General features: G+C 66.4%; 24 protein-coding genes. 6 read left to right on the top strand and 18 right to left on the bottom strand.

Translation table 11 applies throughout. The features are described from left to right. Nucleotides 1–58 precede the first annotated feature (58 nt). The 3 genes from AU188_RS01860 to AU188_RS01850 are packed head-to-tail and all read right to left on the bottom strand — an operon-like array spanning nucleotide 59 to nucleotide 3,113. Nucleotides 59–1,204 (bottom strand): sulfotransferase family protein, encoded by a 1,146-nt coding sequence (locus AU188_RS01860; RefSeq protein ID WP_059161985.1) that lies wholly within the window; start codon nucleotides 1,202–1,204, stop codon nucleotides 59–61. Beyond that, on the bottom strand, nucleotides 1,201–1,983 hold the full coding sequence (locus AU188_RS01855; RefSeq protein WP_059161984.1) for an SDR family oxidoreductase: 783 nt from the start codon (nucleotides 1,981–1,983) through the stop codon (nucleotides 1,201–1,203). The genes AU188_RS01860 and AU188_RS01855 overlap by 4 nt, the downstream gene beginning before the upstream one ends. Before the next feature lie 2 nt (nucleotides 1,984–1,985). After that, nucleotides 1,986–3,113 carry a hypothetical protein gene (locus AU188_RS01850; protein WP_059161983.1) on the bottom strand — a complete coding sequence of 376 codons (1,128 nt, stop codon included), beginning with the start codon at nucleotides 3,111–3,113 and terminating at the stop codon, nucleotides 1,986–1,988. 85 nt (nucleotides 3,114–3,198) lie between these two features. Between AU188_RS01850 and AU188_RS01845 the strand changes: the two genes are divergently transcribed. Then, a complete protein-coding gene (locus AU188_RS01845) occupies nucleotides 3,199–4,182 on the top strand; it encodes an IclR family transcriptional regulator (protein ID WP_082686429.1) in 984 nt (327 codons plus the stop codon). Between the two features lie 132 nt (nucleotides 4,183–4,314). Here AU188_RS01845 and AU188_RS01840 read toward each other — a convergent pair whose 3' ends face one another. The 5 genes from AU188_RS01840 to AU188_RS01820 form a co-directional block, all read right to left on the bottom strand. Beyond that, nucleotides 4,315–4,725 carry a heme-binding protein gene (locus tag AU188_RS01840; RefSeq protein WP_059161982.1) on the bottom strand — a complete coding sequence of 137 codons (411 nt, stop codon included), beginning with the start codon at nucleotides 4,723–4,725 and terminating at the stop codon, nucleotides 4,315–4,317. Between the two features lie 120 nt (nucleotides 4,726–4,845). Further along, the gene (locus AU188_RS01835) at nucleotides 4,846–6,933 is read right to left on the bottom strand and encodes a RecQ family ATP-dependent DNA helicase (RefSeq protein ID WP_059161981.1); all 2,088 of its coding nucleotides are present in this window, start codon (nucleotides 6,931–6,933) and stop codon (nucleotides 4,846–4,848) included. Nucleotides 6,934–6,998: 65 nt separating this feature from the next. Further along, nucleotides 6,999–8,060, bottom strand: coding sequence for a 4-hydroxy-2-oxovalerate aldolase (gene dmpG / locus AU188_RS01830; protein ID WP_059161980.1), 1,062 nt, complete (start codon nucleotides 8,058–8,060; stop codon nucleotides 6,999–7,001). Continuing rightward, nucleotides 8,057–8,986 (bottom strand): acetaldehyde dehydrogenase (acetylating), encoded by a 930-nt coding sequence (locus tag AU188_RS01825; RefSeq protein WP_059161979.1) that lies wholly within the window; start codon nucleotides 8,984–8,986, stop codon nucleotides 8,057–8,059. The genes dmpG and AU188_RS01825 overlap by 4 nt, the downstream gene beginning before the upstream one ends. 12 nt (nucleotides 8,987–8,998) lie before the next feature. After that, nucleotides 8,999–9,784 (bottom strand): 2-keto-4-pentenoate hydratase, encoded by a 786-nt coding sequence (locus AU188_RS01820; protein ID WP_059161978.1) that lies wholly within the window; start codon nucleotides 9,782–9,784, stop codon nucleotides 8,999–9,001. A gap of 73 nt (nucleotides 9,785–9,857) precedes the next feature. On the opposite strand from AU188_RS01820, the gene kstD reads away from it, so the two are divergent. From kstD to AU188_RS01805, 3 genes are all read left to right on the top strand, one after another. After that, a complete protein-coding gene (kstD, locus tag AU188_RS01815) occupies nucleotides 9,858–11,540 on the top strand; it encodes a 3-oxosteroid 1-dehydrogenase (RefSeq protein ID WP_059162268.1) in 1,683 nt (560 codons plus the stop codon). Beyond that, nucleotides 11,540–12,406, top strand: coding sequence for an enoyl-CoA hydratase ChsH3 (gene chsH3, locus AU188_RS01810; protein WP_059161977.1), 867 nt, complete (start codon nucleotides 11,540–11,542; stop codon nucleotides 12,404–12,406). The genes kstD and chsH3 overlap by 1 nt, the downstream gene beginning before the upstream one ends. A 208-nt stretch (nucleotides 12,407–12,614) precedes the next feature. Next, nucleotides 12,615–13,529 (top strand): MPT63 family protein, encoded by a 915-nt coding sequence (locus AU188_RS01805; RefSeq protein WP_059161976.1) that lies wholly within the window; start codon nucleotides 12,615–12,617, stop codon nucleotides 13,527–13,529. Nucleotides 13,530–13,565: 36 nt separating this feature from the next. On the opposite strand, the gene AU188_RS01800 is transcribed toward AU188_RS01805, so the two are convergent. Genes AU188_RS01800 through AU188_RS01770 form a run of 7 tightly spaced genes read right to left on the bottom strand, consistent with a single transcriptional unit; the run spans nucleotide 13,566 to nucleotide 20,479 of the window. Next, a complete protein-coding gene (locus AU188_RS01800; RefSeq protein WP_059161975.1) occupies nucleotides 13,566–14,366 on the bottom strand; it encodes a hypothetical protein in 801 nt (266 codons plus the stop codon). A gap of 42 nt (nucleotides 14,367–14,408) precedes the next feature. Beyond that, nucleotides 14,409–15,563, bottom strand: a complete 1,155-nt coding sequence (gene ltp2, locus AU188_RS01795) for a 17-hydroxy-3-oxo-4-pregnene-20-carboxyl-CoA lyase (RefSeq protein WP_059161974.1) — start codon at nucleotides 15,561–15,563, stop codon at nucleotides 14,409–14,411. Between the two features lie 11 nt (nucleotides 15,564–15,574). Further along, nucleotides 15,575–15,979 carry a MaoC family dehydratase gene (locus tag AU188_RS01790; RefSeq protein ID WP_059161973.1) on the bottom strand — a complete coding sequence of 135 codons (405 nt, stop codon included), beginning with the start codon at nucleotides 15,977–15,979 and terminating at the stop codon, nucleotides 15,575–15,577. After that, nucleotides 15,976–16,965 (bottom strand): bifunctional MaoC family dehydratase N-terminal/OB-fold nucleic acid binding domain-containing protein, encoded by a 990-nt coding sequence (locus tag AU188_RS01785; RefSeq protein WP_059161972.1) that lies wholly within the window; start codon nucleotides 16,963–16,965, stop codon nucleotides 15,976–15,978. The genes AU188_RS01790 and AU188_RS01785 overlap by 4 nt, the downstream gene beginning before the upstream one ends. Continuing rightward, on the bottom strand, nucleotides 16,962–18,125 hold the full coding sequence (gene fadE29 / locus AU188_RS01780) for an acyl-CoA dehydrogenase FadE29 (RefSeq protein ID WP_059161971.1): 1,164 nt from the start codon (nucleotides 18,123–18,125) through the stop codon (nucleotides 16,962–16,964). The genes AU188_RS01785 and fadE29 overlap by 4 nt, the downstream gene beginning before the upstream one ends. Nucleotides 18,126–18,127: 2 nt before the next feature. Further along, nucleotides 18,128–19,177 (bottom strand): acyl-CoA dehydrogenase family protein, encoded by a 1,050-nt coding sequence (locus AU188_RS01775; RefSeq protein ID WP_059161970.1) that lies wholly within the window; start codon nucleotides 19,175–19,177, stop codon nucleotides 18,128–18,130. A gap of 42 nt (nucleotides 19,178–19,219) precedes the next feature. Next, complete coding sequence (locus tag AU188_RS01770; protein WP_059161969.1) at nucleotides 19,220–20,479, bottom strand: cytochrome P450; 1,260 nt, start codon at nucleotides 20,477–20,479, stop codon at nucleotides 19,220–19,222. A gap of 122 nt (nucleotides 20,480–20,601) precedes the next feature. Here AU188_RS01770 and AU188_RS01765 point away from each other — a divergent pair, with 122 nt between their 5' ends. Further along, nucleotides 20,602–21,765 (top strand): steroid 3-ketoacyl-CoA thiolase, encoded by a 1,164-nt coding sequence (locus AU188_RS01765; RefSeq protein ID WP_059161968.1) that lies wholly within the window; start codon nucleotides 20,602–20,604, stop codon nucleotides 21,763–21,765. Nucleotides 21,766–21,864: 99 nt separating this feature from the next. On the opposite strand, the gene AU188_RS01760 is transcribed toward AU188_RS01765, so the two are convergent. Then, nucleotides 21,865–22,245: a DUF8021 domain-containing protein gene (locus AU188_RS01760; RefSeq protein WP_059161967.1), complete on the bottom strand. Its 381-nt coding sequence runs from the start codon at nucleotides 22,243–22,245 to the stop codon at nucleotides 21,865–21,867. A gap of 23 nt (nucleotides 22,246–22,268) precedes the next feature. Between AU188_RS01760 and AU188_RS01755 the strand changes: the two genes are divergently transcribed. After that, nucleotides 22,269–22,724, top strand: coding sequence for a nitroreductase family deazaflavin-dependent oxidoreductase (locus AU188_RS01755; RefSeq protein WP_059162267.1), 456 nt, complete (start codon nucleotides 22,269–22,271; stop codon nucleotides 22,722–22,724). Here the strand turns inward: AU188_RS01755 and AU188_RS01750 are convergent, their stop codons facing one another. Next, nucleotides 22,725–23,630, bottom strand: a complete 906-nt coding sequence (locus AU188_RS01750) for an SDR family oxidoreductase (RefSeq protein WP_059161966.1) — start codon at nucleotides 23,628–23,630, stop codon at nucleotides 22,725–22,727. A gap of 18 nt (nucleotides 23,631–23,648) precedes the next feature. Continuing rightward, nucleotides 23,649–24,404 (bottom strand): SDR family oxidoreductase, encoded by a 756-nt coding sequence (locus AU188_RS01745; RefSeq protein WP_082686427.1) that lies wholly within the window; start codon nucleotides 24,402–24,404, stop codon nucleotides 23,649–23,651. Nucleotides 24,405–24,454: the final 50 nt, after the last annotated feature.

Below are 24,454 nucleotides of genomic sequence, written 5' to 3'. Positions count from 1 at the left end.
GCAAATTGTCCCGAAATGCCGCGTGAAATGGGCACTCTGCGACTGCTCGCACAGGAAATCAGAGCCCTTTGAAGCGGTCCTTGACCTGCTCGTCGCTCAGACCGTAGTCGGCCAGCGAATAGGTGTGCTTGGGCGCGCGCGGCCCCTGCTTGCTCTCCTGGTGGCTGTGTTCCATCGCCACGCGAGCATCGTCGGTGAAGTCGATGCCGAAGTGCCGGTACACGTTCTCCACGGTCCGGACCGGGTCCTTCACGAACTCGAAGTAGTCCAGGTCGTAGAACTGGGCCGGATCGTGTTCGGCGCGAACGCGATTGAACAACTCCAAACCCCGCGACCAGGTCTCCATCGCGTCCCGTCCGATGACCTCGCCGGTGAAGCTGTTCGACCAGCCTTCGGTGGTGTGTTGGGCCAGCGAGCACATCGACGCCATGATCGTCTCGACCGGCCGGTGACACTGGATGACCAGAGCGTCCGGATAGGCGTTGAACAACGCGTCTAGCGCGAACAGGTGGCTGGGGTTCTTCAAAACCCAGCGCTTCTCCGGTTCGTTCAGGCCGATCAACTGGAGGTTGCGGCGATGCCGCTGATAGGGCTTGGTCCAGTCCTGTTGGGAGAGCCATTGCGCGTACGTCGGGATGTGCGCAAGCGTTTCGTAGGAGACCGAGTGCAGCGACTGACGCAGCAGTTGCCAGCACTCCTCGACCTCGTCGGCGGTCATGTAGTGCAGCCCGGTGTAGTCCGGGTTCTCCTCGTGAGCCTTCTTGAACCGGGCGTCGAGCTCGGCGAAAACCGGGTTCTGAGGCCATGTTTCGCGCGGCGGACGCGGCTGCGGGAACTCCGCAAGCCACAGCTCCAGGCCCTGGTGCCGCGGGTCGGCGGCGAGCAACCGGTGGATGGCGGTGGTACCGGTGCGGGGCAGGCCCGTGACGAAGATCGGCCTCTCGATCGGCACGTCGGCATGCTCGGGGTACTGCTTGAACGCCGCCTCACTCACGAGCCGGGCCACCAATGCGTTGCGCACGAAGAACCGCTGCATCTTGCTGCCGAACTCGGTGAGATCGGCGTCCTTTCGGTAGGACTCGAGCAGCACCGCCAGCGCTTCGCGGTAGTTGTCGTCGTCGCTGCCGAAGTCGTCGAGCCCGCACGCCTTGGTGGCCGAGGCGTGCAGATCGTCGACCGTGCCGACGTCAGTGCGCGCACTCACGCCTTGTACTCCCCGCAGTTGACGTCGAGCGCCTGTCCGGTGATACCGCTGGACAAATCGCTGGCCATGAACAATATCGCCGAGGCCACCTCGTCCTCGGTGGGCAGCCGCTTGAGGTCCGACGCGGCGGCCGTGGCCTTGTAGATCTCGTCGACGGTGGTGCCGTACTTGCCGGCCTGATGGTTGAAGTAGCTTTCCAACGTTCCGCCCCAGATGTATCCGGGCAGTACGGAATTCACCCGGATGCCCTGCTCACCGAGTTCGGTGGCCAGGGACTGCGACATCGCCAGCAGCGCCGACTTCGCCATCTTGTAGGCGCCGTACTTGGCCTGCGAGTGGCGCACGACCATCGAATTGACGTTGACGACCGATCCGTTGGCCTCCGCCAGCGCGGGAGTGAAGCCCTGGATCAACCGCAGCGCGCCGAACACCGTCAGCTCGATCGCATCCCGCATGTGCTCGAAGGTGGTGTCGGCCAACGGTTTCATCGACGGCACCCGAAACGCGTTGTTGATCAACACGTCGACCTTGCCGTACGCCGTCATGGTCTCCTCGACGAGGTTGCGCACCTGGGCCTCGTCGGTGATGTCGGTGCCCACCGACAGTGCGCGCCTGCCCAGGTTCGTGACCTCCTTGGCGACGTCCTCGAGTCGTTCGACCGTGCGCGCGGCGAGCACCAGGTCGGCGCCGTTCTCCGCACACCGCCGCGCGAGCGTGGTGCCGAGCGCGGGACCGACGCCGCTGATGACGACAACTTTGTCCTGCAGAAGTCCCGCCATCGTCAGCCAACCATCCTGTTCTGAATCTGCTGTTGTCGTAGTGCGATTCGCGCCCGCCAATCCTCATCGGAGATCTTGTTCGAGTCGTAGTAGGGCAGCGCGGCCGCGACTTGGTCGACCTCGACGACCTCGACCGTCGGGCCGTCGGCCTCGGTCAACTCGCGCGACAGTCGCTGCCAGCGGAACTGCAGGTAGCCCTTGCGGTGACCCAGCGTCTCACACCAATTGGTCACACCCGGGTTGGCGTCGGACACCACGATCCGGATCTTGCCATCCGGATCCGCTTGTGCCTGAGTGCCGTTCAGCGACGTCTGGTGGTTGATGTAGTCCAGCGAGATGTACCACAGGCTGCCCAGCTGGAAGCCGAGATACGGCGCGTCGGGCACCGGCAGCGTGATGACCATCGCCTGGTCGGGGCTCAGGTCGAAGTGCCCCACCGACGAGTATTGCGTGGCCAGCCCGCCCGGCGTGAGCCGCGGCGCCACCATGGTGTTGACCGGCAGGTTGTTGTAGAACCACTGCGGGAACTGCAGCCACGTCTTGATCCGCTGCACCAGTTGCTTGCCCGCGACGGCATACCGCTTCTCGATCGTCTCCTTGGTCAGCGGCGGCGGCGCGGTGCCCGCGGTGTCGGTGCGCGCGACGCTGATGTAGCCGCGCTGCGCAGACCAGTCGTTGTACACCTCACGAACCAGCAACTGCGACGGGCTGGTCGGCGTGACTCGCCACTCGAAGGTGCCGTCGGCGGCGATGTCCAGTTCGCGGTCGTCGAAAGCCGCCTGGCTGACTGGCACGTTGTCGTCGGTGTACTCGCCGCCGAGCATCTGGAAACTCAGATCGGTGGTGGTGCCGCGTTTTCCGGTGACGACGTATTCATGGCCGGGCTGGACGCGGGTGCCGAAATAGAGGGTGTCGGGGTTGTCGAGGGCCATCTTGGTGAAGGGCCCGGTGCCCGATTGCATGAACGGGTGGTCGCGGTCGTAGTCGAACGCCAGGTGCGTGCAGGCGGCGACACAGCCGGCCAGGTATTGCAGGCCTTCGAGAAGGTCGGCCTCGGATTCGATGAACGGCGCTTGCGTGACGAGGCGTTCGGCCTCGGCGATCGCGTCTACCAGTGGCTGCGAGTACACACCCTGAAACTAGAACGCGTTCTAGCCGTAGTCAATATATAGAACGAGCTGGTCCAAATATGGAACGTGGAGTAGATTCTGGCGCATGGCCCGTCCGGACCGCCCGCGAGACGTACACCAGGCTCGTGATTCGTTGCACGATCACGACGCGGGTGTTGACTTCGCGAGAGCCACCGGCCGCGCGTCGCCGCCGACCGAACGCGTGGTGCGCATCCTGGATTACCTCGCCGGCCACCCCGACCAGCGGTTCGGGGTCTCCGAATTGGCCCGCCGGCTCGGGCTGAGCAAGCCGACCTGCCTGGGTATCGTCACCACGCTCTCCGACGCGGGCTACCTCGTGCGCGACTCCGGCGACAAGACTTACCGGCTGGGTCCGTCACTGATCACGCTCGGCCACAAAGCGCAGGAGTCGCTGCGCGTCAGCCCGGCCGCCCGCGAAGAGCTACGGCGGCTGTCGTCCCGCTACGGGGTCACCGCCGCGCTGTCGGCCGTCATCGACGACCGGATCACGCTGCTCGATCTTGTCGCGCCGCCCGGCGCCAGGCCCGGCGTCGTGGTCGGGCAGAGTTACCCGTTCGCGCCGCCGGTCGGGCTGATGTTCGTGCTCTGGGACGACGAGGCTCAGCGCGACTGGCTGGCCAAAGAGCCGACAATCCCGTTGCGCACCGACACCGAGCGGCTGAACCGGGTGATCGCCGAATGCCGCGCGCACGGCTACCTCGTCGAACGGCTGACACCCGGCGGGCGGCGGCTGTATTCGTTGATGGCGGGGATGTCGACCGATCTGCCCGACGAGTTGCGCGCACTGCTCGGCGAACTGGTATCCGACATCGGCGAGCGGGTGTATCTGCGCGCCGAGACCGCCGGCGGCCGCAGACGACATGACATCAGCGTGATCTCGGCGCCGGTGTACGACCACTACCAACGCCAAGTCATGGTTGCGTCGATGCACATCGGAAAGTCGTTGACTGGCAATGAGATAACCGAACGAGCACGAGCATTGGTGGCGACGGCCGATGCGGTCACCGCGCAACTGGGCGGAACGAAGAGGGGAAACACTTCCCGGTGACGAACTGTGCACGTTCTGGAGCGCTCACCGCAGAGCGCTCACCGCTCCCTGCGGTGCACAAATCGCAGACCTCACCGCGCCGACCGAAGCCGGCGCGGTGAGTCCACTGATGTGCTTGGTCGATCAACCGATTCAGACGTCAGTCAACGCCTCTGAAATCGGCGTCGGCTCCACCTCGATGCCGCATTGGCTCGAGATCGCCGCTACCGGCTCGTTGATCGCCTTGAGCTCGGACTCGACCTGCGGATTCTCCGCGAAGTAGGTGCGGAAGGCCTCCGTGGCCTGCTCCTGCGGTTGCGTGGCGATCTCCGTCAGCGCCTCGTTGGCCTCGGGGTGTGAGGAGAGGTAGTTGCTGGTGGACGCCGACACCGTGCTCGCGGTGTTGGCGATGGCGCTCACGCTGCAGGTGTTGTCCTGCGCCGGCGCAGGGGCCGGCTGGGCGCTGGCAACGGGTGCGACGATCGCGGCGGAACCGAATGCGAGAAGCCCGCCTGCAAACATGCCGTACAGGCCGCGTCGCACGGTCGTAACGGACATCTTCATCGAATCACTCCTTCAGTCTGCGACCCGGTGGCCGCTCCCGAAGGCGTAACCGGCCTCGGGGGCGAGCTAAACAACCCCAGGCCAGACGCCATATCGCGGCGTCGTCAGACCCTTGACACGTCAGCTCACGCCCGCCAGCGTGAAGGGCAGCACATCCGGCGCGCCCGCGGCCCTCACCAGCCGCGATGCCATCGTCAGCGTCCATCCGGTGTCGGCCACGTCGTCCACGAGCAGCACCGACCCACCGGCGGACGCGATCAGCGCCGGATCGGGCGCCGTCCACGCGTCGCACAGCGCGGCAACTCGATAGGCGGAGTTCGCCGCGGACACCGGCCCGCGCCCCGGCGCATACCGCAGCACACCCAGGTCGGTCAGTCGGCCGAGGCGGGCGAGTTCTCGCGCCAGTGACGAAATCAACACCGGATGAGCGTGTGAATCCAGCGCCATCACCGCGGTCGGGCGGGTCTCCCAGTCCCACGCGGCCAACGCCTGCACGGCGGCCTGGACCATGTCCCCGGGCACCTCCGCGTCCGGGCCGTCGAGCACGTGTCGCAAGCGGGTTCCCCAGCCGAGGTCGGACAGTCTGCCGATGGCCCGGCCGCAAGCGGGGCCATCGCCGATTCGGCCCTTGAGATCGATCCCGAGCCTGCTCAATCCGGACGGCCACTGTTTGCGAGCCGTGAGTTCCACCCCCGGACGCATGAGCGACGCTCTGGTGCGCTCCTCTGCCGTGGAGTCGACGGCCGCGTCGTACCGCGGTCCCGCGCAGTTGTCGCAGCGGCCGCAACGCTCACCGTCGGTGAGCGCGGGATCGTCGAGTTGAGCCCGCAGGAAGGCCATCCGGCAGCGGTCGGTGGCCTGGTAGTCGAGCATCGCCTGCTGTTCCCGCCTGCGCGCGTCGTCGAGCTTGCGGTAGCGCGGTTCGTCGTAGGTCCACTCCTGGCCGGTGCCGACCCAGCCACCCTTGACGCGCCGCACCGCACCGTCGACGTCGAGCACCTTCAAGACCATCTCCAACCGGGTCCGATTGAGATCGACAAGCGGTTCCAGTGCGGCTGTCGACTGCGGCCGTTTCCGATCCAGCTCTCGGATCACCTTGCGTACCAACGCTTCTGGCGGAAATGCGACGGAGGCGAAGTACCGCCAGACGTCCTGGTCTTCGCTGCCCGGCAGCAAGACGACCTCGGCGCTGTCCGTCGACCGGCCGGCCCGGCCGACCTGCTGGTAGTAGGCGATCGGCGAGGACGGGGCGCCGAGATGCACGACGAAGCCGAGGTCGGGTTTGTCGAACCCCATGCCGAGCGCCGACGTCGCGATCAGCGCCTTGACGCGGTTGGTGAGCAGGTCCGCCTCGAGTTGTTCGCGTTCGGCGGCCTCGGTCGAACCGGTATAGGCCGCCACCGGATGCCCCTGCTCGCGCAGCAGCGCGGCAACGTCGTGCGCCTGCGCAACGGTCAGGGTGTAGACGATGCCCGAGCCGGGTAACGAATCCAGATGTGCGGCAAGCCATGCCGCTCGCTGCGCGGGGTTGCCGGCGTTGACCACCGACAGGCGCAGCGACTCCCGGTCCAGCCCACCGCGCAGCACCAGGGTCTCGCCGCCGCCCACGCCCAACTGCGCCGCGACGTCGTCGACCACTCGGTCGTTGGCGGTCGCGGTGGTCGCGAGCACCGGGACGTCGGCGCCGAGTTCGGCGATCAGGGTGCGGATCCGCCGATAGTCGGGCCGGAAGTCATGACCCCAGTCCGATACGCAGTGCGCCTCGTCGACCACCACCAACCCGGCATCGCGCGCCAGCGCGGGCAACACCGCGTCGCGAAAGTCCGGATTGTTCAACCGTTCCGGGCTGACCAGCAGGACGTCGAGCTCGCCGCGGGTCACCCGGCGGTGGATGTCGTCCCAGTCGGCGACATTGCTCGAGTTGATGGTCGCGGCGTGCACATCGGCCCGCTCGGCTGCGGCCACCTGGTTTCGCATCAGCGCCAGCAGCGGTGACACGATCACGGTCGGGCCGTGCCCGTCGGCGCGCAGCAGTTTCGCGGCGATGAAGTAGACCGCGGACTTACCCCAGCCGGTGCGCTGTACGACCAGGGCGCGCCGCCGGTGCACCACCAGCGCTTCGATGGCGGCCCACTGGTCGTCGCGCAGACGAGCCTGCGGCCCGGCCAACCGCTCGAGGATCGCCTGTGCGTGTTGGCGGGTCGTCATCGCAGCCGACTGTGCATCTGGCGACGAAAATCCCGGGAAACCGTCGTCAGATTCACAAGTGCGGTTCAGGAGCTCGCCGACGCGGCCTCTTGCTCCCGCTTGATCTCCAGCGCGATGTCGATGAGCTGATCCTCCTGGCCGCCGATCAGCTTGCGCTGCCCGGCGCGGTGCAGCAGCTTGTGCGCCGGGACGCCGTAGCGCTCGGACTGACGGATGGCGTGCTTGAGGAAGCTCGAGTACACCCCGGAGTAGCCCATGATCAGCGCGTTGCGGTCCAGCAGGCATTCGGCGGGCATCGCGGGGGCGACGACCTCTTCGGCGGCATCGGCGATGTCGAAGAAGTCGATGCCGGTCTTGACGCCGATCTTGTCGAACACCCCGATCAGCGCCTCGACCGGCGCGTTGCCCGCACCCGCGCCGAAGCGGCGGCATGAGCCGTCGATCTGCTTGGCGCCCGCGCGCACCGCCTCGATCGAGTTGGCCACCCCCAGGCCCAGGTTCTCGTGGCCGTGAAAGCCGACCTGCGCGTCGTCGCCGAGTTCGGCGACCAGCGCCGCCACCCGGTCGCGCACGCCCTCGAGCACCAGCGCGCCCGCGGAGTCGACGACGTAGACGCACTGACAGCCCGCGTCGGCCATGATGCGCGCCTGGGCGGCCAGCTTCTCCGGCGGGATGGTGTGGCTCATCATCAGGAAGCCGACCGTCTCCAGGCCGAGTTCGCGCGCCAGCCCGAAGTGCTGAATCGACACGTCGGCCTCGGTGCAGTGCGTGGCGATCCGGCAGATCGACCCGCCGTTGTTCTGCGCCTCCTTGATGTCCTCCTTGGTGCCGACACCCGGCAGCATCAGGAACGCGATCTTGGATTCCTTGGCGGTCTCTGCAGCGAGCTTGATCAGCTCCTGCTCCGGCGTCTTGGAGAACCCGTAGTTGAAGCTGGACCCGCCCAGCCCGTCGCCATGGGTGACCTCGATGACCGGCACCCCCGCGGCGTCCAGCGCCGAGACGATCGCGTGCACCTCGTCCTTGGTGAACTGGTGACGTTTGTGGTGGCTGCCGTCGCGCAGCGACGTGTCCGTCATCCGGACGTCCCAGATCGGGTTGAAGTAGATCTGTTCGGTGACGCTCATGCCTGGCCTCCTGTCGATACCGAGAGGCTCGCCCCGACCTGTTTCCGGGCGATCTCCTCGCCCACCTTGGCCGCCGCTGCGGTCATGATGTCCAGGTTTCCAGCGTAGGGTGGCAGATAGTCGCCCGCACCCTCGACCTCAATGAACGTGGTGACCAGATGGTTGCCACCGTTGACCACCGAAGGCTCGTCGAACTGCGGTTCGTTGAGCAACCGGTAGCCGGGCACATACGTCTGCACCTCGGCGACGACATCCTTGATGGACTGCGCGATGGCGTCGCGGTCGGCGTCTTCGGGGATGGCGCAGAAGATGGTGTCGCGCATGATCATCGGCGGTTCGGCGGGGTTGAGGATGATGATCGCCTTGCCGCGCTGGGCGCCGCCGATGTTCTGCACGCCCGCAGCGGTGGTCTTGGTGAACTCGTCGATGTTGGCTCGCGTGCCGGGGCCTGCCGACGCCGACGACACCGACGCCACGATCTCGCCGTAGGGCACGTCGACAACGCGACTCACCGCGTAGACGATCGGGATGGTGGCCTGGCCACCGCAGGTGACCATGTTGACGTTGGGCGCATCGAGATGCTCGTCCAGGTTGGCCGGCGGGATCACGCCGGGCCCGACCGCGGCCGGGGTGAGGTCGATGGCGCGGATCCCGGCCTCGGCGTACTTGGGGGCGGCGTCGCGGTGCACGTAGGCGCTGGTGGCCTCGAAGACCATGTCGGGCTTCTCGTCCTGGGCCAGCAGCCAGTCCACGCCCTCGTGCGACGTTTCCAACCCGAGCTTGCGGGCGCGGGCCAATCCTTCGCTTTCCGGGTCGATGCCGATCATCCAGCGCGGCTCGAGCCACTCCGAGCGCAGCAACTTGTACAGGAGATCGGTGCTGATGTTGCCCGACCCGACGATCGCCACTGAGGCTTTGTTCGGCATATGTCTCCCTACCTATTCGAAGCTCAAACGAACCGAGCCCAGCCCGGCGAAATCTGCGATGTACTCGGCGCCGGGTGTGGCGTCGAACGCCTTGGTGCACGAGCCCGGCAACACGATGTCACCCGCCTTGAGGCGGACGCCGAAGCTGTCGACCTTGCGCGCCAGCCAGGCCACCGCGGTCACCGGGTTGCCGAGCACCGCATCGCTGCGACCCTTCGCCACCACCTCGCCGTTGCGGGTGAGCACGGCGTCGATCGCGGTGATGTCGATGTCCTTGGGTGAGACCCTGGCTTCCCCCAGCACCCAGCCCGCCGACGACGCGTTGTCGGCGATGGTGTCGCAGAGTTTGATCTTCCAGTCCTTGATGCGGGTGTCGATCAGCTCGATCGCGGGCGCGAAAGCGGCGGTCGCGGCGAGCACGTCGTTCTCGGTGCAACCGGCGCCGGGAAGGTCGTCGGCGAGGATGAAGCCCACCTCCACCTCGACGCGGGGGTAGAGGTAGTCCGCGGACTTGACGGGCTTGTCCTCAAAGACCGCCATCTCGTCCAGCAGGTGCCCGTAGTCGGGTTCGTCGACGTTCATCATCTGCTGCATGGCCTTCGACGACAGCCCGACCTTGTGACCGATGACCCTGGCGCCCTCGGCCACGCGCTGGCGGATGTTGATCAGCTGAATCTCGTAGGCATCGACGACGTCGATGTCCGGATGCCCGTCGGTCAATGGTGCGATCGGAACCCGGCTGCGCTCGGCCTGCGCGAGGTCGGCGGCGAGCTCCTGACGCACCTGGTCACTGAGCATTCTTATGAAGTCCCCTTGTTCTTTTGACCGGCGCGGTTGTGGGTCGGCCGGGCAATTCTATAACGTGTTCTACATGAGTGGTCAGGAGTACGACGTCGTCGTGGTGGGAAGCGGCGCAGCCGGTATGGTCGCCGCGCTCACCGCAGCCCACCAGGGACTTTCCACAGTAGTCGTCGAGAAGGCTCCGCACTACGGTGGTTCCACTGCGCGGTCAGGCGGCGGTGTCTGGATCCCGAACAACGAGGTCCTGCGGCGCGACGGCGTCAAGGACACGGCCGACGCCGCCCGCACCTACCTGCACAGCATCATCGGCGACGTCGTGCCCGCTGAGAAGATCGACACCTATCTCGACCGCGGTCCGGAAATGCTGTCTTTCGTGCTGAAGCACTCGCCGCTGAAGCTGTGCTGGGTGCCGGGCTACTCCGACTACTACCCCGAGACACCGGGCGGCAAGCCGACGGGCCGCTCGGTCGAACCCAAACCGTTCGACGCGAAGAAGCTCGGCCCCGATCTGCCCGGCTTGGAGCCGCCGTACGGCAAGGTTCCGCTCAACGTGGTCGTCATGCAGCAGGACTACGTTCGGCTCAACCAGCTCAAGCGTCACCCCCGCGGTGTGCTGCGCAGTCTCAAGGTCGGTGCGCGCACGATGTGGGCCAAGGCCACCGGCAAGAACCTCGTCGGCATGGGTCGCGCGTTGATCGCGCCGTTGCGCATCGGCCTGCGCGACGCGGGCGTGCCCGTGCGGCTGAACACCGCGCTGACCGACCTCTACGTCGAAGACGGCGTCGTGCGGGGGATCTACGTACGCGATGTCAGCGCACCGGAGACCGCTGAGCCCGAACTGATCCGGGCGCGCCGCGGCGTGATCCTCGGCTCAGGTGGCTTCGAGCACAACGAGCAGATGCGGGTGAAGTACCAGCGTGCCCCGATCACCACCGAATGGACGGTGGGTGCCAAGGCCAACACCGGTGACGGCATCATCGCCGCCGAGAAGCTGGGCGCCGCGCTCGACATCATGGAGGACGCGTGGTGGGGGCCCACCGTTCCGCTGGTGGGCGCGCCGTGGTTCGCGCTGTCGGAACGCAACTCGCCCGGATCGATCATCGTCAACATGGCGGGCAAGCGGTTCATGAACGAGTCGATGCCCTATGTCGAGGCCTGCCATCACATGTACGGCGGGAAGTACGGACAGGGACCGGGACCCGGCGAGAACATTCCGGCGTGGCTCGTGTTCGACCAGCAGTACCGCGACCGCTACATCTTCGCCGGACTGCAACCTGGACAACGGATTCCGAAGAAGTGGCTCGAGTCGGGGGTGATCGTCACGGCGAACACGCTCGAGGAGCTGGCCGAGAAGACCGGTCTGCCCGCGCAGGCTTTCACCGAAACGGTCGAGCGCTTCAACGGTTTCGCCCGGTCCGGCGTCGACGAGGATTTCCGGCGCGGCGAGAGCGCCTACGACCGCTACTACGGCGATCCGACCAACAAGCCCAACCCCAACCTCGGCGAGATCAGCCACGCGCCCTACTACGCGGCCAAGATGGTGCCCGGCGATCTGGGTACCAAGGGCGGCGTGGTCACCGACGTGCACGGCCGTGCGCTCCGCGACGACGGCTCCGTGATCGAAGGGCTCTATGCTGCAGGCAATGTCAGCGCGCCGGTGATGGGCCACACCTATCCCGGTCCGGGCGGCACCATCGGCCCGGCGATGACGTTCGGATACCTTGCCGCACTACACATAGCGGGGAAGAACTGATGCCCATCAATCTCGACGAGGCGCTCGGCGCGGAGCTTCCTGCCGCGGAGTTCTCGTGGACTAGCAGTGACATTCAGCTCTACCACCTCGGGCTGGGCGCCGGCGCCGACCCGATGGACAAGCGCGAGTTGCGTTACTTGACCGACGAAACGCCGCAGGTGCTGCCGACATTCGGCAACGTCGCGCAGAGCTTCCACATGACCGAGGCGCCGACGGTGAAGTTCCCCGGCATCGACATCGAGCTGTCGAAGGTGCTGCACGCCAGCGAGGCGGTGTCGGTGCCGGGGCCGATCCCGCCGGCCGGCACCGGTATCGCGGTCACGCGTTTTACCGACATCTGGGACAAGGGCAAGGCAGCGGTGATCTGGTCGGAGACCACGGTGACCGCGCCCGACGGCACGCCGTTGTGGACACAGAAGCGTTCGATCTTCGCCCGCGGCGAAGGCGGTTTCGGTGGTGAACGCGGTCCGTCTGGGTCTTCGTCATCGGACCACACGTCGCGTGCGCCCGACTTCGAACTCTCGATCCCGGTGTCACCGCAGCAGGCGCTGCTCTACCGGATGTGCGGCGATCGCAATCCGCTGCACTCGGATCCCGACTTCGCAGCAGCTGCCGGGTTCCCGCGGCCAATCCTGCACGGCCTGTGCACTTACGGCATGACGTGCAAGGCGATGGTGGATGCCCTGCTCGACGGTGACACCACCCGGGTCGCAAGTTATGGTGCCCGGTTCGCCGGCGTGGTGTTCCCGGGCGAGACACTCAAGGCCAGCGTCTGGAAGAACGGCGACGGATTCGTCGCGACGGTGACCGCACCAGAGCGTGACGACGCGGTCGCACTCGCCGGCGTCGAGTTGATTCCCGCGTAACTCGGGCCTGCCGGGTTTGCCCTGCCCGACGAAAGCGTATGAAACGCAACGCCAACCGTGTCGCATACCCGAAAAGGTCGTTGCCACATGGGGACTCGGGTAGCTCGAATGTCAACGGCTTCAGTCGATCCGGAATCCACAATCGCCGAGTGACCTGATAGTTTCGTTTGGTGACCATCCCAATTGTCGGACGAGTCAGGAGCAAATCATGAAGATCACGAAGATCACCAGCGTGTTGGCGGCGGCCGCGACCGCCGGCTTCATCGGGGCACCGCTGGCCTCCGCTGAAGCCGAAGCCACCCAGAGCGGCACCACCGTCCAGACGCAGACACTCGGAAGCCAGGGCAAGCTGGTCGACGGCGCAGTCATCCAGGGCTGGACCATCACCGACCTGAAGCCGAGCAGCGACGTCATCCCCTACCCCGTGACCGGACAGCTGTGGGAAGCCACCGCAACCGACCAGGCGATCCAGGGGTCGGCGACGCCGATCGTGTCGAATCTGAACGCGCGGGCCGCCGACGGTCAGACCTACCGCGCGCTGTTCGGCGCCGCCACCCCGCAGGGGGTGAACCCGGCGACGCTAGCCCAGGGTCAGCAGACGTCCGGCAAGGTCTATTTCGACGTCACCGGCGCGGCCCCCGACAGCGTCGTGTACAACACCGGTGGTCAGGACCGGCTGGTCTGGACGGAGCCGCCCGCCTCCAGCTCGAGCAGCTCATCGCCGTCGACCTCCTACGACGCGGAAAGCGACCCGGCGACGGCCGCACCTGCCGAGGCTCCTGCAGCCGAGGCTCCCGAGGGCACGACCGCCGCTCCCGCCGCTGCGGGCACCGAGGCGCCCGAGGGCAGCCAGGGCACCCCACTCCCTGAGGGCAGCCAGGGCACCCCGATTCCGGCCGGCAGCGAGGGCACCCCGGTGGCGCCCGAAGGCGCTCCGGTCCCGCCCGCACAGGACGCTCCGGTTCCGACCGCGCACGGCACGCCCGTTCAGCCCGCCGAGGCCGCTCCCGCCCCGGCGGGTGCCGAGGGCGTGCCGCAGCCCGCGGGCAGCCAGGGCACGCCGCTGCCCGCCGGTGACCAGGTGCAGACCCCGACCACCTACATCCCGGCACCCACTCCCTGACGGAACCGTCGGTAGCAAGTCAACCGGTCAGCGTCGTCACGAGTGCGATGACCACCACGCGTACAGCTGTGGGAAGGTCGGGCCGCCCAGCCCCGCTCGGACGGCGCTGACCGTCATCTTGGCCTCGTCGGTCCAGACGACGGTCGGTTGACCGGTCTGTAGGCCGCAGAAAAGATTTCCGCTGATCCTGTCCGGAGTCGCGTTGCGTCGCCACGGCCCCGGCGACTGAATGTTGCCCGGGCAGTTCACCCTCGTCGCCGCTGCGACCGCGGCATTGAAGACCGCCTCGAGAGATGCCTTGTCGCCCACCAGGCTGTAGGTCGCCGACAGCGGGCCCCCGGGATCGTCGTTTCGACCGCACTGAACCTGCGCCAAAACGTTCTCCGCGGCAGGGGCGGTTTCGCATGCATCCGGCCGATAGCCCTTGGGTAACTGACGTAACAACCGGACATCGTCTTCGGAGCGGACCGGTTGCTCCGGCGACGGGGACGTCGTCGGCTCTCCGGCGCTCGGCGGTTGCTCACCGTTCCCCGACGGCCGCGACCACCAGAAGACCAAGCCGCCGACGACGGCGACAGCGCCCATTACGGCAGCACCGATGACCAGCGGCTTGAAATTGCGTTGAGGCTTGACCTGACGCGGGTTGACGGTCAGCGGTGCATCGAACCTCGGCGACCAATTCCGCTGCGCGGCATAGAAGTCCGAGGCCGGCGCGGCGGGAGGCCGGTGAGCCTGCAGCGGACCGGTGTCCGCCTCGTCGGCTTCCGGTTCCTGGACACCGTCGACCGACGCGTCGTTCTCCTGCGGCCCCGGCTCCGGTGGCGTCGACGAACTCACCCCTCAGAGGGTAGTGGCCGGCTACACCCACCCATCCGATGGTCAGCCCAGGATCAACCCCGATGTCGGCACTCCGGTACCCGCGGTGACGAGCACATGCTCGACGTCCGGAACGGGATTGACCGACGTGCCACGCAACTGTCGAACGCCCTCGGCGATCCCGTTCATGCCGTGTATGTACGCCTCGCCCAACTGACCGCCGTGGGTGTTGATCGGCAACCGTCCGCCGACCTCGATCGCGCCATCTTTGACGAAGTCCTTGGCGTCCCCGCGATCGCAGAAGCCGAGTTCCTCCAACTGAATCAGCGTGAAGGGGGTGAAGTGGTCGTAAAGTATCGCGGTCTGAATGTCTTGCGGCGTCAGACCCGATTGCGCCCACAACTGCCTGCCCACCAGACCCATCTCGGGCAGCCCCAGCTCGGGTCGGTAGTAGCTCGTCATCGAGTACTGGTCGGGACTGGAACCTTGCGCGGCCGCCTCGATGACCGCCGGCCGGTGCTTGAGGTCCTTGGCCCGTTCGGCGGACGTCACCACCAGCGCCACCCCGCCGTCGGTCTCCTGACAGCAGTCGAGTAGCCGCAGCGGTTCGGCTATCCACCGCGAATTCTGGTGATCCTCAATGGTGATCGGCTTTTCGTAGAAATACGCCTTCGGGTTCTTCGCCGCATGTTTGCGGTCCGCGACCGAGATCATGCCGAAGTCTCTGCTCGTCGCACCCGACTGATGCATGTACCGCCTGGCGATCATCGCGACCTGCGCAGCGGGTGTCGACAGCCCATGCGGATAGGAGAACGAGTTGTCGACCCCGGTCGAGTCGGCGTTCTCCACCAACCGCATCTGAACCTGGCCGAACCGCACACCCGAGCGCTCATTGAAAGCGCGGTACGCCACAACACATTCCGCGACACCGGTCGCCACCGCGATCGCCGCCTGCTGGATCGTCGCGCAGGCCGCGCCGCCACCGTGATGGATCTTCGAGAAGAACTTCAGCTCACCGATGCCCGTCGCCCGGGCGATCGCGACCTCGGTGTTGGAATCCATGGTGAACGTGACCATGCCGTCGACATCGGCGGGCGTGAGGCCGGCGTCGTCCAGGGCGTCGAGCACCGCCTCCGACGCGAGACGGAGTTCGCTGCGACCGGAGTTCTTGGAGAAGTCGGTGGCGCCGATCCCGACGATTGCCGCCTTGCCGGACAATTCACTCCTACTCACGCTCGGTCCCCGATCGTCAATGTCGCAGTGGCGATCACATGGTCGCCGAGGCTGTTGCTGCCAACGATTTTCAGCGTGATCACCCCGTCGTCGATCGCGGTCACCTCACCGGAGAACGTCACCGTGTCGTAGGCGTACCACGGGACTCCCAGGCGCAGCGAGATCGACTTGATGACCGCGGTCGGACCTGCCCAGTCGGTGATGTACCGCTGCACCAGGCCGGTATCGGTGAGGATGTTGACGAAGATGTCCTTGGAGCCCTTGGCCTGTGCCTTGTCCCGGTCATGGTGGACGTCCTGATAGTCCCGCGTGGCGATCGCGGTCGACACGATGAACGTCGGGTCGCCGTACAGCGCGAGCTCGGGAAGCTTCGTGCCAACAGAGATCGAGGGGGCGCTCATCGTGGCGCTTCCTCACCGGGCTCCCACGCATACAGCGTCCACGCGGGACCTGACTCTCCTTCTGGGAAGTCGATATACGTTGCGCGAACAGGCATTCCAATCTCCACGGTGGCCGGGTCGACGTCGCGCAGCTGGCCGAGCATACGGACGCCTTCTTCGAGTTCGACGAGCGCGATGACGAACGGCAGCGTGCGGCCAGGCACCTTCGGTGCGTGGTGCACCACGAAGCTGAACACGGTGCCCTTGCCGCTGGCGACGACGTAGTCGGTCGGCTGGTCTTTGTCCTGCCAGAGCGCGGGCACGGGAGGGTGCACCAACGTGCCGTCGGGGCGTTTCTGGATGCGCAACTCGTACGCGTTGACGCCGTCCCAGAAGAACTTGGTGTCACGAGACGACGCCGGCCGCATCATCATGTCCGCGTCCAGATCGTCGGGCACCGCCGCGACCCCGTCTTTGTCCGCGTTGTCGCTCGGCCTGAACTTCATGATGCGCCACATCATCTCGGCGACCGGATCTTCTACGTCGTCACCGACCGTCCACGTGATTTTCTGCGTGATGAAGAAGCCCTCGCCGAGCGCGGTGTTCTTCGGCCCGATGACATCGGTCAGTTCCGCAGTGACGCTGACCTCTTCGCCCACCCGCAGATACCGGTGGTAAGTCTGCTCGCAGTTGGTCGCGACCACCCCGACATAGCCCGCCTCGTCGAACAGGTCGAGGATCTTGCCGAGCGGGTCGTCGTCGGGCCGGACACCGCCGAGGCCCATCATCGTCCAGACCTGGATCATCGCCGGGGGCGCGACGGCGCCGGGATGACCAGCGGCTCTTGCGGCCAGCTCGTCGACGTAGATCGGGTTCCGGTCACCCATCGCGTCGAGCCAGTGGTCGATCATCGGCTGGTTGACCGGATGCCTGCCGACCCGCGGCTTGCTCTTGCCCTCCGCCTTGATCCGTTCGGCGGCCTTCTGTATCTCCTCGATGGCGCTCACCGCGGCACCCTCGGAACCTTCAGGCCGGCAGCCGCGATCATCTCCCGCATCACCTCGTTGACACCTCCGCCGAACGTGATCACCAGATTTCGTTTCGTCTGGGAGTCCAGCCATTCCAGCAGTTCCGCAGTATCGGGTTCCGCTGGGTTGCCGTACTTGCCGACGATCTCCTCGGCGAGACGCCCGGCGTACTGGATGCGTTCGGTGCCGAAGACCTTGGTGGCGGCCGCATCGGCGACGTCGATGGTTTCGCCTGATGCGGCGACCTGCCAGTTGAGCAGTTCGTTGATCCGCCACATCGCCTTGAGCTCGCCGAGCGAGCGCTTGACGTCGTCGTGGTTGATCGGGATGTCGCCGTTTCCGCCCGGCTTCGACGCCCACTCGTAAATCCGATCGTAGAGGCTCGCGAAACGGCCTGCCGGCCCGAGCATCACGCGTTCGTTGTTCAGCTGCGTGGTGATCAGCTTCCAGCCGCCGTTCTCCTCGCCGACGAGCATGTCGGCGGGCACCCGCACATCGTTGTAATAGGTGGCGTTGGTGTGGTGGGCGCCGTCGGACAGGATCATCGGCGTCCAGGAGTAGCCGGGATCCTTCGTGTCGACGATCAGGATCGAAATGCCCTTGTGTTTCACCGCTTCCGGGTCGGTTCGGCAGGCCAGCCAGATGTAGTCGGCGTCGTGGGCGCCGGTGGTGAACACCTTCTGCCCGTTGACGATGTACTCGTCGCCGTGCCGGACGGCGGTGGTGCGCAGCGACGCCAGGTCGGTGCCGGCCTCCGGCTCGGTGTAACCGATCGCGAAATGGACCTCGCCGGCGAGGATCGCGGGCAGGAACTTCTTCTTCTGCGCTTCGGACCCGTACTGCTGCAGCGTGGGCCCGACGGTCTGCAGGGTGACCGCCGGCAGCGGCACGTCGGCCCGATGTGCCTCGTTGACGAAGATCGACTGCTCGATCGGACCGAAGCCCAGGCCGCCGAACTCCTTGGGCCAGCCGACACCGAGCTTGCCGTCGCTGCCCATCCGCTTGATGACCGCGCGGTACGCCTTGCCGTGGCGGTCCTTCTCCATCTCCTTCGCCTCTTCAGGGGAAATGAGATTCGAGAAGTACTCCCGCAGTTCGGCTTGCAGCTGTTTCTGTTCCGGCGTCAGTTCGATGAACATTGCTATCTCCCGTCGTCCCCTGGCCTCCGGCCGTGGCCCCATCGCTCGCCCACTGCGGCTCCCACCGTGTCGAGCCGGTGTGACGGACCGCCCACCAGGCGGGCCAGGTCCTTGATCGAGGAGTAGTAGCGGTCCATGGGATAGGTGATGTCCATACCCATCCCGCCGTGCAGGTGATGGCACAGCTGCATCACCGGCGGCGCCTGGGAGGCCAACCAGTAGCCGAGGATGTCGACGTCGTCGTCCGCGTCACGCCCCTCCGACAATCGCCACGTCACCGAGTTCGACACCAGAGTCAGTGTGCGAGAGGCAATGTAAACCTCGGCCAGCTGCGCAGCGACCGTCTGGAAGGTCGACAGCGGCTTGCCGAACTGCTCCCGGTTGGCCACGTAGTCGGCGGTCAACCGCAGCGCACCCGCAACCAGGCCGGACGCAAAGGCGCCGATCGCGGCGAGCGCCAACTGGTTGATCCGACGGGCGTCGGCTCCGTCGAGCACTCCGTCGACCGCCGCATCGGTGAACGTCACCGAGTACTCGTCGCCGTGGTTCGACGTCGGGGTCTTGACCACCGTCACGCCGTCCGCCTTCGGGGACACCACCGCTACTCCGGTGCCCGCGGTTACGACCAGCCAATCCGCTTGCTCCGCATAGGGAACCGCGACCTTGGTGCCGTTGAGTCTGCCGTTGGTGAACGTCACCGCCGGCCGATCCGGCAGCGGCGCGCCGGGTTCGTTGAGGGCGGCCGAGAGCACGGCGCCTTTCGCCACCCCGGCGAGATAGCGGTCCTGTTGGTCTTCGGTCGCTGCGTCGAGCAGTGGCAGCAATCCGAGGCCCAGGGTGGCCAGCGCGGGGCTGACGGTACCGTGCCTGCCGATCTCGGTGAGCGCCGTGGCCACCTCGGGCAGACCCACCCCGTCGCCGCCGAGGCGCTCGGGCACGGCCAGTGCGGTCACGCCGCCGGAAACCAGGGCGTCCCAACTGTTGTCACGACCGAGCACCGAGTTCACCACGTCGGCGACAGCCTGCTGCCCTTCGTCTGGACTGAAGTCCACCCGAATCCTCCTTGGTACCGGGAATTTGCGCAGTGGCTAAAACTACTTCGTGACCGGGCACTTACCGGTGTAATCCACCTGCCAGTGCTTGATGCCGTTGAGCCAACCGGACTTCAGCCGCTCGGGCTCGCTGATCGGCTTGAGGTCGGGCATGTGGTCGGCGACCGCGTTGAAGATCAGGTTGATGGTCATCTTCGCCAGGTTCGCGCCGATGCAGTAGTGGGCACCGGTGCCGCCGAAGCCGACGTGCGGGTTGGGATCGCGCAGGATGTCGAACTTGTGCGGGTCCTCGAACACCTCGTCGTCGAAATTGGCCGAGCGGTAGGACATCACGACCCGCTGGCCCTTCTTGATCTGCACGCCGCCCAGCTCGACATCCTCCAGAGCGGTGCGCTGGAACGCCGACACCGGGGTGGCCCAGCGGACGATCTCGTCGGCGGCGGTCTCGGGCCGTTCCCGCTTGTACAACTCCCACTGCTCGGGGTTCTGCGAGAACGCGATCATGCCGTGGGTGATCGAGTTACGGGTGGTCTCGTTGCCCGCGACCGCGAGCATCACGACGAAGAACCCGAATTCGTCGTCGGAGAGCTTCTCGCCCTCGATATCGGCCTCGATCAGCTTGGTGACGATGTCCTCGGTGGGGTTCTTGGCGCGCTCCTCGGCCATCTTCATCGCGTACTGGATCAACTCGAACGACGAAACCGCGGGATCGACATCGGCGTACTCCGGGTCTTCACCGGCGGTCATCTCGTTGGACCAGCGGAAGATCTTGTCGCGGTCGTCCTGCGGCACACCGAGCAGCTCGGCGATCGCCTGCAGTGGGAGTTCGCACGAGACCTGTTCGACGAAGTCGCCGGAGCCTTCGGCCGCGGCGGTCTGGGCGATCTTCTGCGCGCGAGCCCGCAGCTCGTCTTCTAGCCGTCCCACGGCCCGGGGTGTGAAGCCGCGCGAGATGATCTTGCGAAGACGGGTGTGCTGGGGCGCGTCCATGTTCAGCAGGACCGCCTTCTGCAGGTCGATCGCGTCACGAGTCATGTCCTTCGGCCAGACCGGGATGGCGCCGTCCGGGGAGCTGCCAAAGATTTCGTTGCGCTTGGACACCTCTTTGACGTCGGCATGCTTGGTCACCAGCCAATAGCCCTTGTCGCCGAAGCCGCCCGTGCCGCCAGGCACGTCAACCCAGTGAATAGGCTCGGACTTGCGTAGTTCGGCGAGTTCCTCGACCGGGAGACGCTCGAGGTTCAGGGTCGCGTCGAGGAAATCGAAGTCAGGGCTGATCGGGCACGAGTTGGGGCCGGGCATTAGGGAAGCACTCCTCAATTGCAACGTGTTCTAGTGTCAGTAAAACATGCCTTCTGCGCAGATAAAAGGCACGTAGTCAACGTCGCTTGTCAGAGTAATGAAACGTGTTCTAGCCTGACGGAATGGGTAACCCTGTCATCGTTGAAGCCACCCGCAGCCCGATCGGAAAGCGCAACGGCTGGCTGTCCGGCCTGCACGCCACCGAGTTGCTCGGCGCCACCCAGAAAGCTCTCGTCGAGAAGGCTGGAATCGATGCCGGCGACGTCGAGCAGGTCGTCGGTGGTTGCGTCACACAGTACGGCGAGCAATCCAACAACATCACCCGAGTGAGCTGGCTGGTGGCCGGCCTGCCCGAACACGTCGGCGCGATGACGGTCGACTGCCAGTGCGGCAGCGGCCAACAGGCCAACGGGCTGATCGCGGGCCTCATCGCGGCGGGCGCCATCGACATCGGCATCGGCTGCGGCATCGAGGCGATGAGCCGCGTCGGGCTGGGCGCCAATGCCGGCCCCGACCGCAGCATCCTGCGGCCGGCCTCGTGGGACATCGACCTGCCCGACCAGTTCACCGCCGCCGAGCGGATCGCCAAACGCCGCGGGATCACCCGCGAGGAGATCGACCAATTCGGTTTCGAGTCGCAACGCAAGGCCAAGCAGGCGTGGGCCGAAGGCCGCTTCGACCGGGAGATCAGCGGCATCGAGGCGCCCGTGCTCGACGAGCAGAAGCAGCCGACCAGCGAACGCCACGTCGTCACCCGCGACCAGGGCCTGCGCGACACCACGCTGGAGGGTCTCGCCGGACTCAAGCCGGTGCTCGAGGGCGGTATCCACACCGCGGGCACGTCCTCACAGATCTCCGACGGCGCCGCCGCGGTGTTGTGGATGGACGAAGACAAGGCGCGCGCACTGGGGTTGAAGCCGCGGGCGCGCATCGTCAGCCAGGCGCTGGTCGGCGCGGAGCCGTACTACCACCTCGACGGACCGGTGCAGTCGACGGCGAAGGTGCTGGAAAAGGCCGGCATGAAGATGGGTGACATCGACATCGTCGAGATCAACGAGGCGTTCGCCTCGGTGGTGCTGTCCTGGGCGCGGGTGCACGAGCCGGACATGGACCGCGTGAACGTCAACGGCGGCGCGATCGCGCTCGGCCATCCCGTCGGCAGCACCGGCAGCCGGCTGATCACCACCGCTCTGCACGAGTTGGAGCGCACCGACAAGAGCACCGCGCTGATCACGATGTGCGCCGGCGGCGCGCTGTCCACCGGCACGATCATCGAACGGATCTAGGGCGCGCCACTTTCGAGCGCCGAGCAGACGGGAAGTGCCCCGAAATTGCCGCGGTTCAGGGCATTTTGCGGCTGTTCGGCCCGCCAGTCGCGCGGCCCGCTAGTCGCGCCTGACTGTCGGACTGAAGCGCGCCCGGATGTGGTGAATCCTGCCGTCCGAGGCCGGAATCAAGAACGTCTCGCGCACCGGGGCGACCACGCGGCGGCCGGCGAGCTTCGCCTTGGTGACGACCGTGAACGTCGCGTGCACGTGGTCGCCGTCGACGGTGAACTGGCGGTCCGTCGTGGCTTCGATGATTCGGTACTGCGGTCCCCGATTGAGGCTGCGCCGCAGGTGGTCGCCGGAGAAGCCGGTCTTGAGCCCCTGCTCGATGCGCACGCAGTCGGGAGCGAACGGCACATCGTCGGCCCGATGGCTGGCGAGCGCGTCGATGTAGGCGTCGGCCGCCGCAATGCGGTCGGTGTCGGAAACTGTGTCCACCGACCGAGCATAGGATGACCGCCATGCCAAAATCGCGGCCCCGGTTCATGGACACCAAAGCCTCCGACTTCTTCATCAAGTGGATGTCGAAGATCAACACCTTCATGTACCGCCGTAACAACGGCGAGGGGCTCGGCGGCGAGTTCCAGGGCATCCCGGTGGCGCTGCTGACAACCATCGGCCGCAAGACCGGTGAACCGCGAGTGAGCCCGCTGTACTTCCACCGTGACGGCGACAAGGTCATCGTCGCCGCGTCCAAGGGCGGCAGCGACAAGCACCCGATGTGGTATCTGAACCTCAAGGCCAACCCGAGAGTCAAGGTGCAGATCAAAAGCGAGGTGCTCGACCTGACCGCGCGCGACGCCACCGACGAGGAACGCGCGCGGTACTGGCCGCGGCTCGTGGAGATGTATCCGACCTACGAGGACTACCAGTCGTGGACGGACCGCCGGATCCCGCTGGTGGTCTGCGAGCCCTGATCAGGCGCCGTAGACGGGAACCGGCGTGCGCGCCTTGCCGAGCAGGTCGGCGACGACGGGCCCCAACTCGGCGGGATCCCACCTGGCGCCCTTGTCCACCTGGGGACCGTGCGCCCAGCCCTCTGCGACCCGAATGATGCCGCCCTCGATCTCGAACATGCGGCCGGTGACGTCCTTCGACTCGACGCTGCCCAGCCAGACCACCAGCGGGGAAATGTTCTCCGGGGCCATCGCGTCGAAGTCCTGGTCCTGGGTGGCCATCATCTCGGCGAACACGGTCTCGGTCATCCGGGTCCTGGCCGACGGCGCGATCGCGTTGACGGTGACGCCGTACCGGCCCATCTCGGCGGACGCGACCAGAGTCAGCGCCGCGATCCCCGCCTTGGCCGCACTGTAATTCGCTTGTCCCACACTGCCTTGCAGGCCGGCGCCCGAACTCGTGTTGATGATCCGGGCATCGACGGGATTGCCGGCCTTGGACTGTGCGCGCCAATACGCCGCGGCGTGCCGCATCGTGGCGAAGTGCCCCTTGAGGTGCACGGCGATGACGGAGTCGAACTCCTCTTCGCTGGTGTTGGCGAACATCCGGTCGCGAACGATGCCTGCGTTGTTGACAAGGACGTCGAGCCCGCCGAACGTGTCGACAGCCGCCTGAATGAGGCCCTCGGCTTGCGTCCAGTCCGCGACGTTGGCACCGTTGGCGACGGCTTCCCCTCCGGCTGCGGTGATCTCGTCGACGACGCTCTGCGCGGCGCTACCGCCCCCGGCGGGTGACCCGTCCAGGCCGACGCCGATGTCGTTGACCACCACGCGCGCGCCCTCGGCGGCGAACGCCAGCGCATGCGCGCGTCCGATGCCGCCGCCCGATCCCGTCACGATGACCACACGGCCGTCGAGCAAACCCATATCCGTTGTCTCCCTTGGTTATTTGATGTCAGCAGTGGTGGTTGCCAGGTAATGGGGCGGCTCACCGCCGCCGTGGACTTCGAGCGATGCGCCGCTGATGTAGGAGGCCGCGTCGGAGGCCAGGAATGCGGCGGCCCACCCCACGTCGGCCGGTTCAGCGAGTCGGCCGAGCGGGACGTTGCGCGAGATCGCCGCGATCGAATCCGCGTCGCCGTAGAACAATTCGGACTGCTCGGTCTCCACCATGCCGACCACCACCGAGTTCACCCGGACCTTGGGGGCCCACTCCACGGCGAGCGTGGCGGTGATGCTTTCCATACCGGCTTTGGCCGCGCCGTAGGGGGCGGTGCCCGGCGTGGGTCGGCGACCGCTGACGCTGGCGATGTTGACGATCGACCCGCCGTGCTCCTGCGTCTGCATCACCGCGTTCGCATGCGTGGAGACCGACAGTGGGCCCAGGAGGTTCAGTTCGACGATCTTCCTGCTGAACTTCGCCGACGCTTCGGCGGCCAGCACGTAGGGCGAACCGCCCGCATTGTTCACCACGACATCGAGGCGACCGTGCCGGTCGACGATGGTCTGGATCAGCGCGCCCACTGCGTCGTCGTCACGCACATCGCACGGGTGGAACTCGTAGGGCACGCCCTCGACCGGTCGGCGGGCGCAGGTCACCACGCTGGCACCCTGGCCGGCGAACACCGCGCTGATCCCCGCGCCGACGCCGCGCACCCCGCCGGTCACCAGGACCACCCTGTCCTTGAGTCCGAGGTTCATGTCTTGCAGGTCGGTCACTGTGCTAGCGTACCAAGCAAGTGCTTGCTTTC

The organism is Mycobacterium sp. IS-3022, from assembly GCF_001500065.1.
GTDB lineage: Bacteria > Actinomycetota > Actinomycetes > Mycobacteriales > Mycobacteriaceae > Mycobacterium.
The sequence above is the reverse complement of the archived record's forward strand: the minus strand, read 5'-3'. Positions and strand labels throughout refer to the sequence as shown.

Bases quoted from the DNA above. Each gene is read 5' to 3' on its own strand.
- AU188_RS01855 (WP_059161984.1), bottom strand. From the start codon at position 1,983: ATGGCGGGACTTCTGCAGGACAAAGTTGTCGTCATCAGCGGCGTCGGT.
- AU188_RS01845 (WP_082686429.1), top strand. From the start codon at position 3,199: ATGGCCCGTCCGGACCGCCCGCGAGACGTACACCAGGCTCGTGATTCG.
- AU188_RS01840 (WP_059161982.1), bottom strand. From the start codon at position 4,725: ATGAAGATGTCCGTTACGACCGTGCGACGCGGCCTGTACGGCATGTTT.
- AU188_RS01835 (WP_059161981.1), bottom strand. From the start codon at position 6,933: ATGACGACCCGCCAACACGCACAGGCGATCCTCGAGCGGTTGGCCGGG.
- dmpG (WP_059161980.1), bottom strand. From the start codon at position 8,060: ATGAGCGTCACCGAACAGATCTACTTCAACCCGATCTGGGACGTCCGG.
- AU188_RS01825 (WP_059161979.1), bottom strand. From the start codon at position 8,986: ATGCCGAACAAAGCCTCAGTGGCGATCGTCGGGTCGGGCAACATCAGC.
- AU188_RS01820 (WP_059161978.1), bottom strand. From the start codon at position 9,784: ATGCTCAGTGACCAGGTGCGTCAGGAGCTCGCCGCCGACCTCGCGCAG.
- kstD (WP_059162268.1), top strand. From the start codon at position 9,858: ATGAGTGGTCAGGAGTACGACGTCGTCGTGGTGGGAAGCGGCGCAGCC.
- chsH3 (WP_059161977.1), top strand. From the start codon at position 11,540: ATGCCCATCAATCTCGACGAGGCGCTCGGCGCGGAGCTTCCTGCCGCG.
- AU188_RS01805 (WP_059161976.1), top strand. From the start codon at position 12,615: ATGAAGATCACGAAGATCACCAGCGTGTTGGCGGCGGCCGCGACCGCC.
- AU188_RS01790 (WP_059161973.1), bottom strand. From the start codon at position 15,979: ATGAGCGCCCCCTCGATCTCTGTTGGCACGAAGCTTCCCGAGCTCGCG.
- fadE29 (WP_059161971.1), bottom strand. From the start codon at position 18,125: ATGTTCATCGAACTGACGCCGGAACAGAAACAGCTGCAAGCCGAACTG.
- AU188_RS01770 (WP_059161969.1), bottom strand. From the start codon at position 20,479: ATGCCCGGCCCCAACTCGTGCCCGATCAGCCCTGACTTCGATTTCCTC.
- AU188_RS01765 (WP_059161968.1), top strand. From the start codon at position 20,602: ATGGGTAACCCTGTCATCGTTGAAGCCACCCGCAGCCCGATCGGAAAG.
- AU188_RS01755 (WP_059162267.1), top strand. From the start codon at position 22,269: ATGCCAAAATCGCGGCCCCGGTTCATGGACACCAAAGCCTCCGACTTC.
- AU188_RS01750 (WP_059161966.1), bottom strand. From the start codon at position 23,630: ATGGGTTTGCTCGACGGCCGTGTGGTCATCGTGACGGGATCGGGCGGC.
- AU188_RS01745 (WP_082686427.1), bottom strand. From the start codon at position 24,404: ATGAACCTCGGACTCAAGGACAGGGTGGTCCTGGTGACCGGCGGGGTG.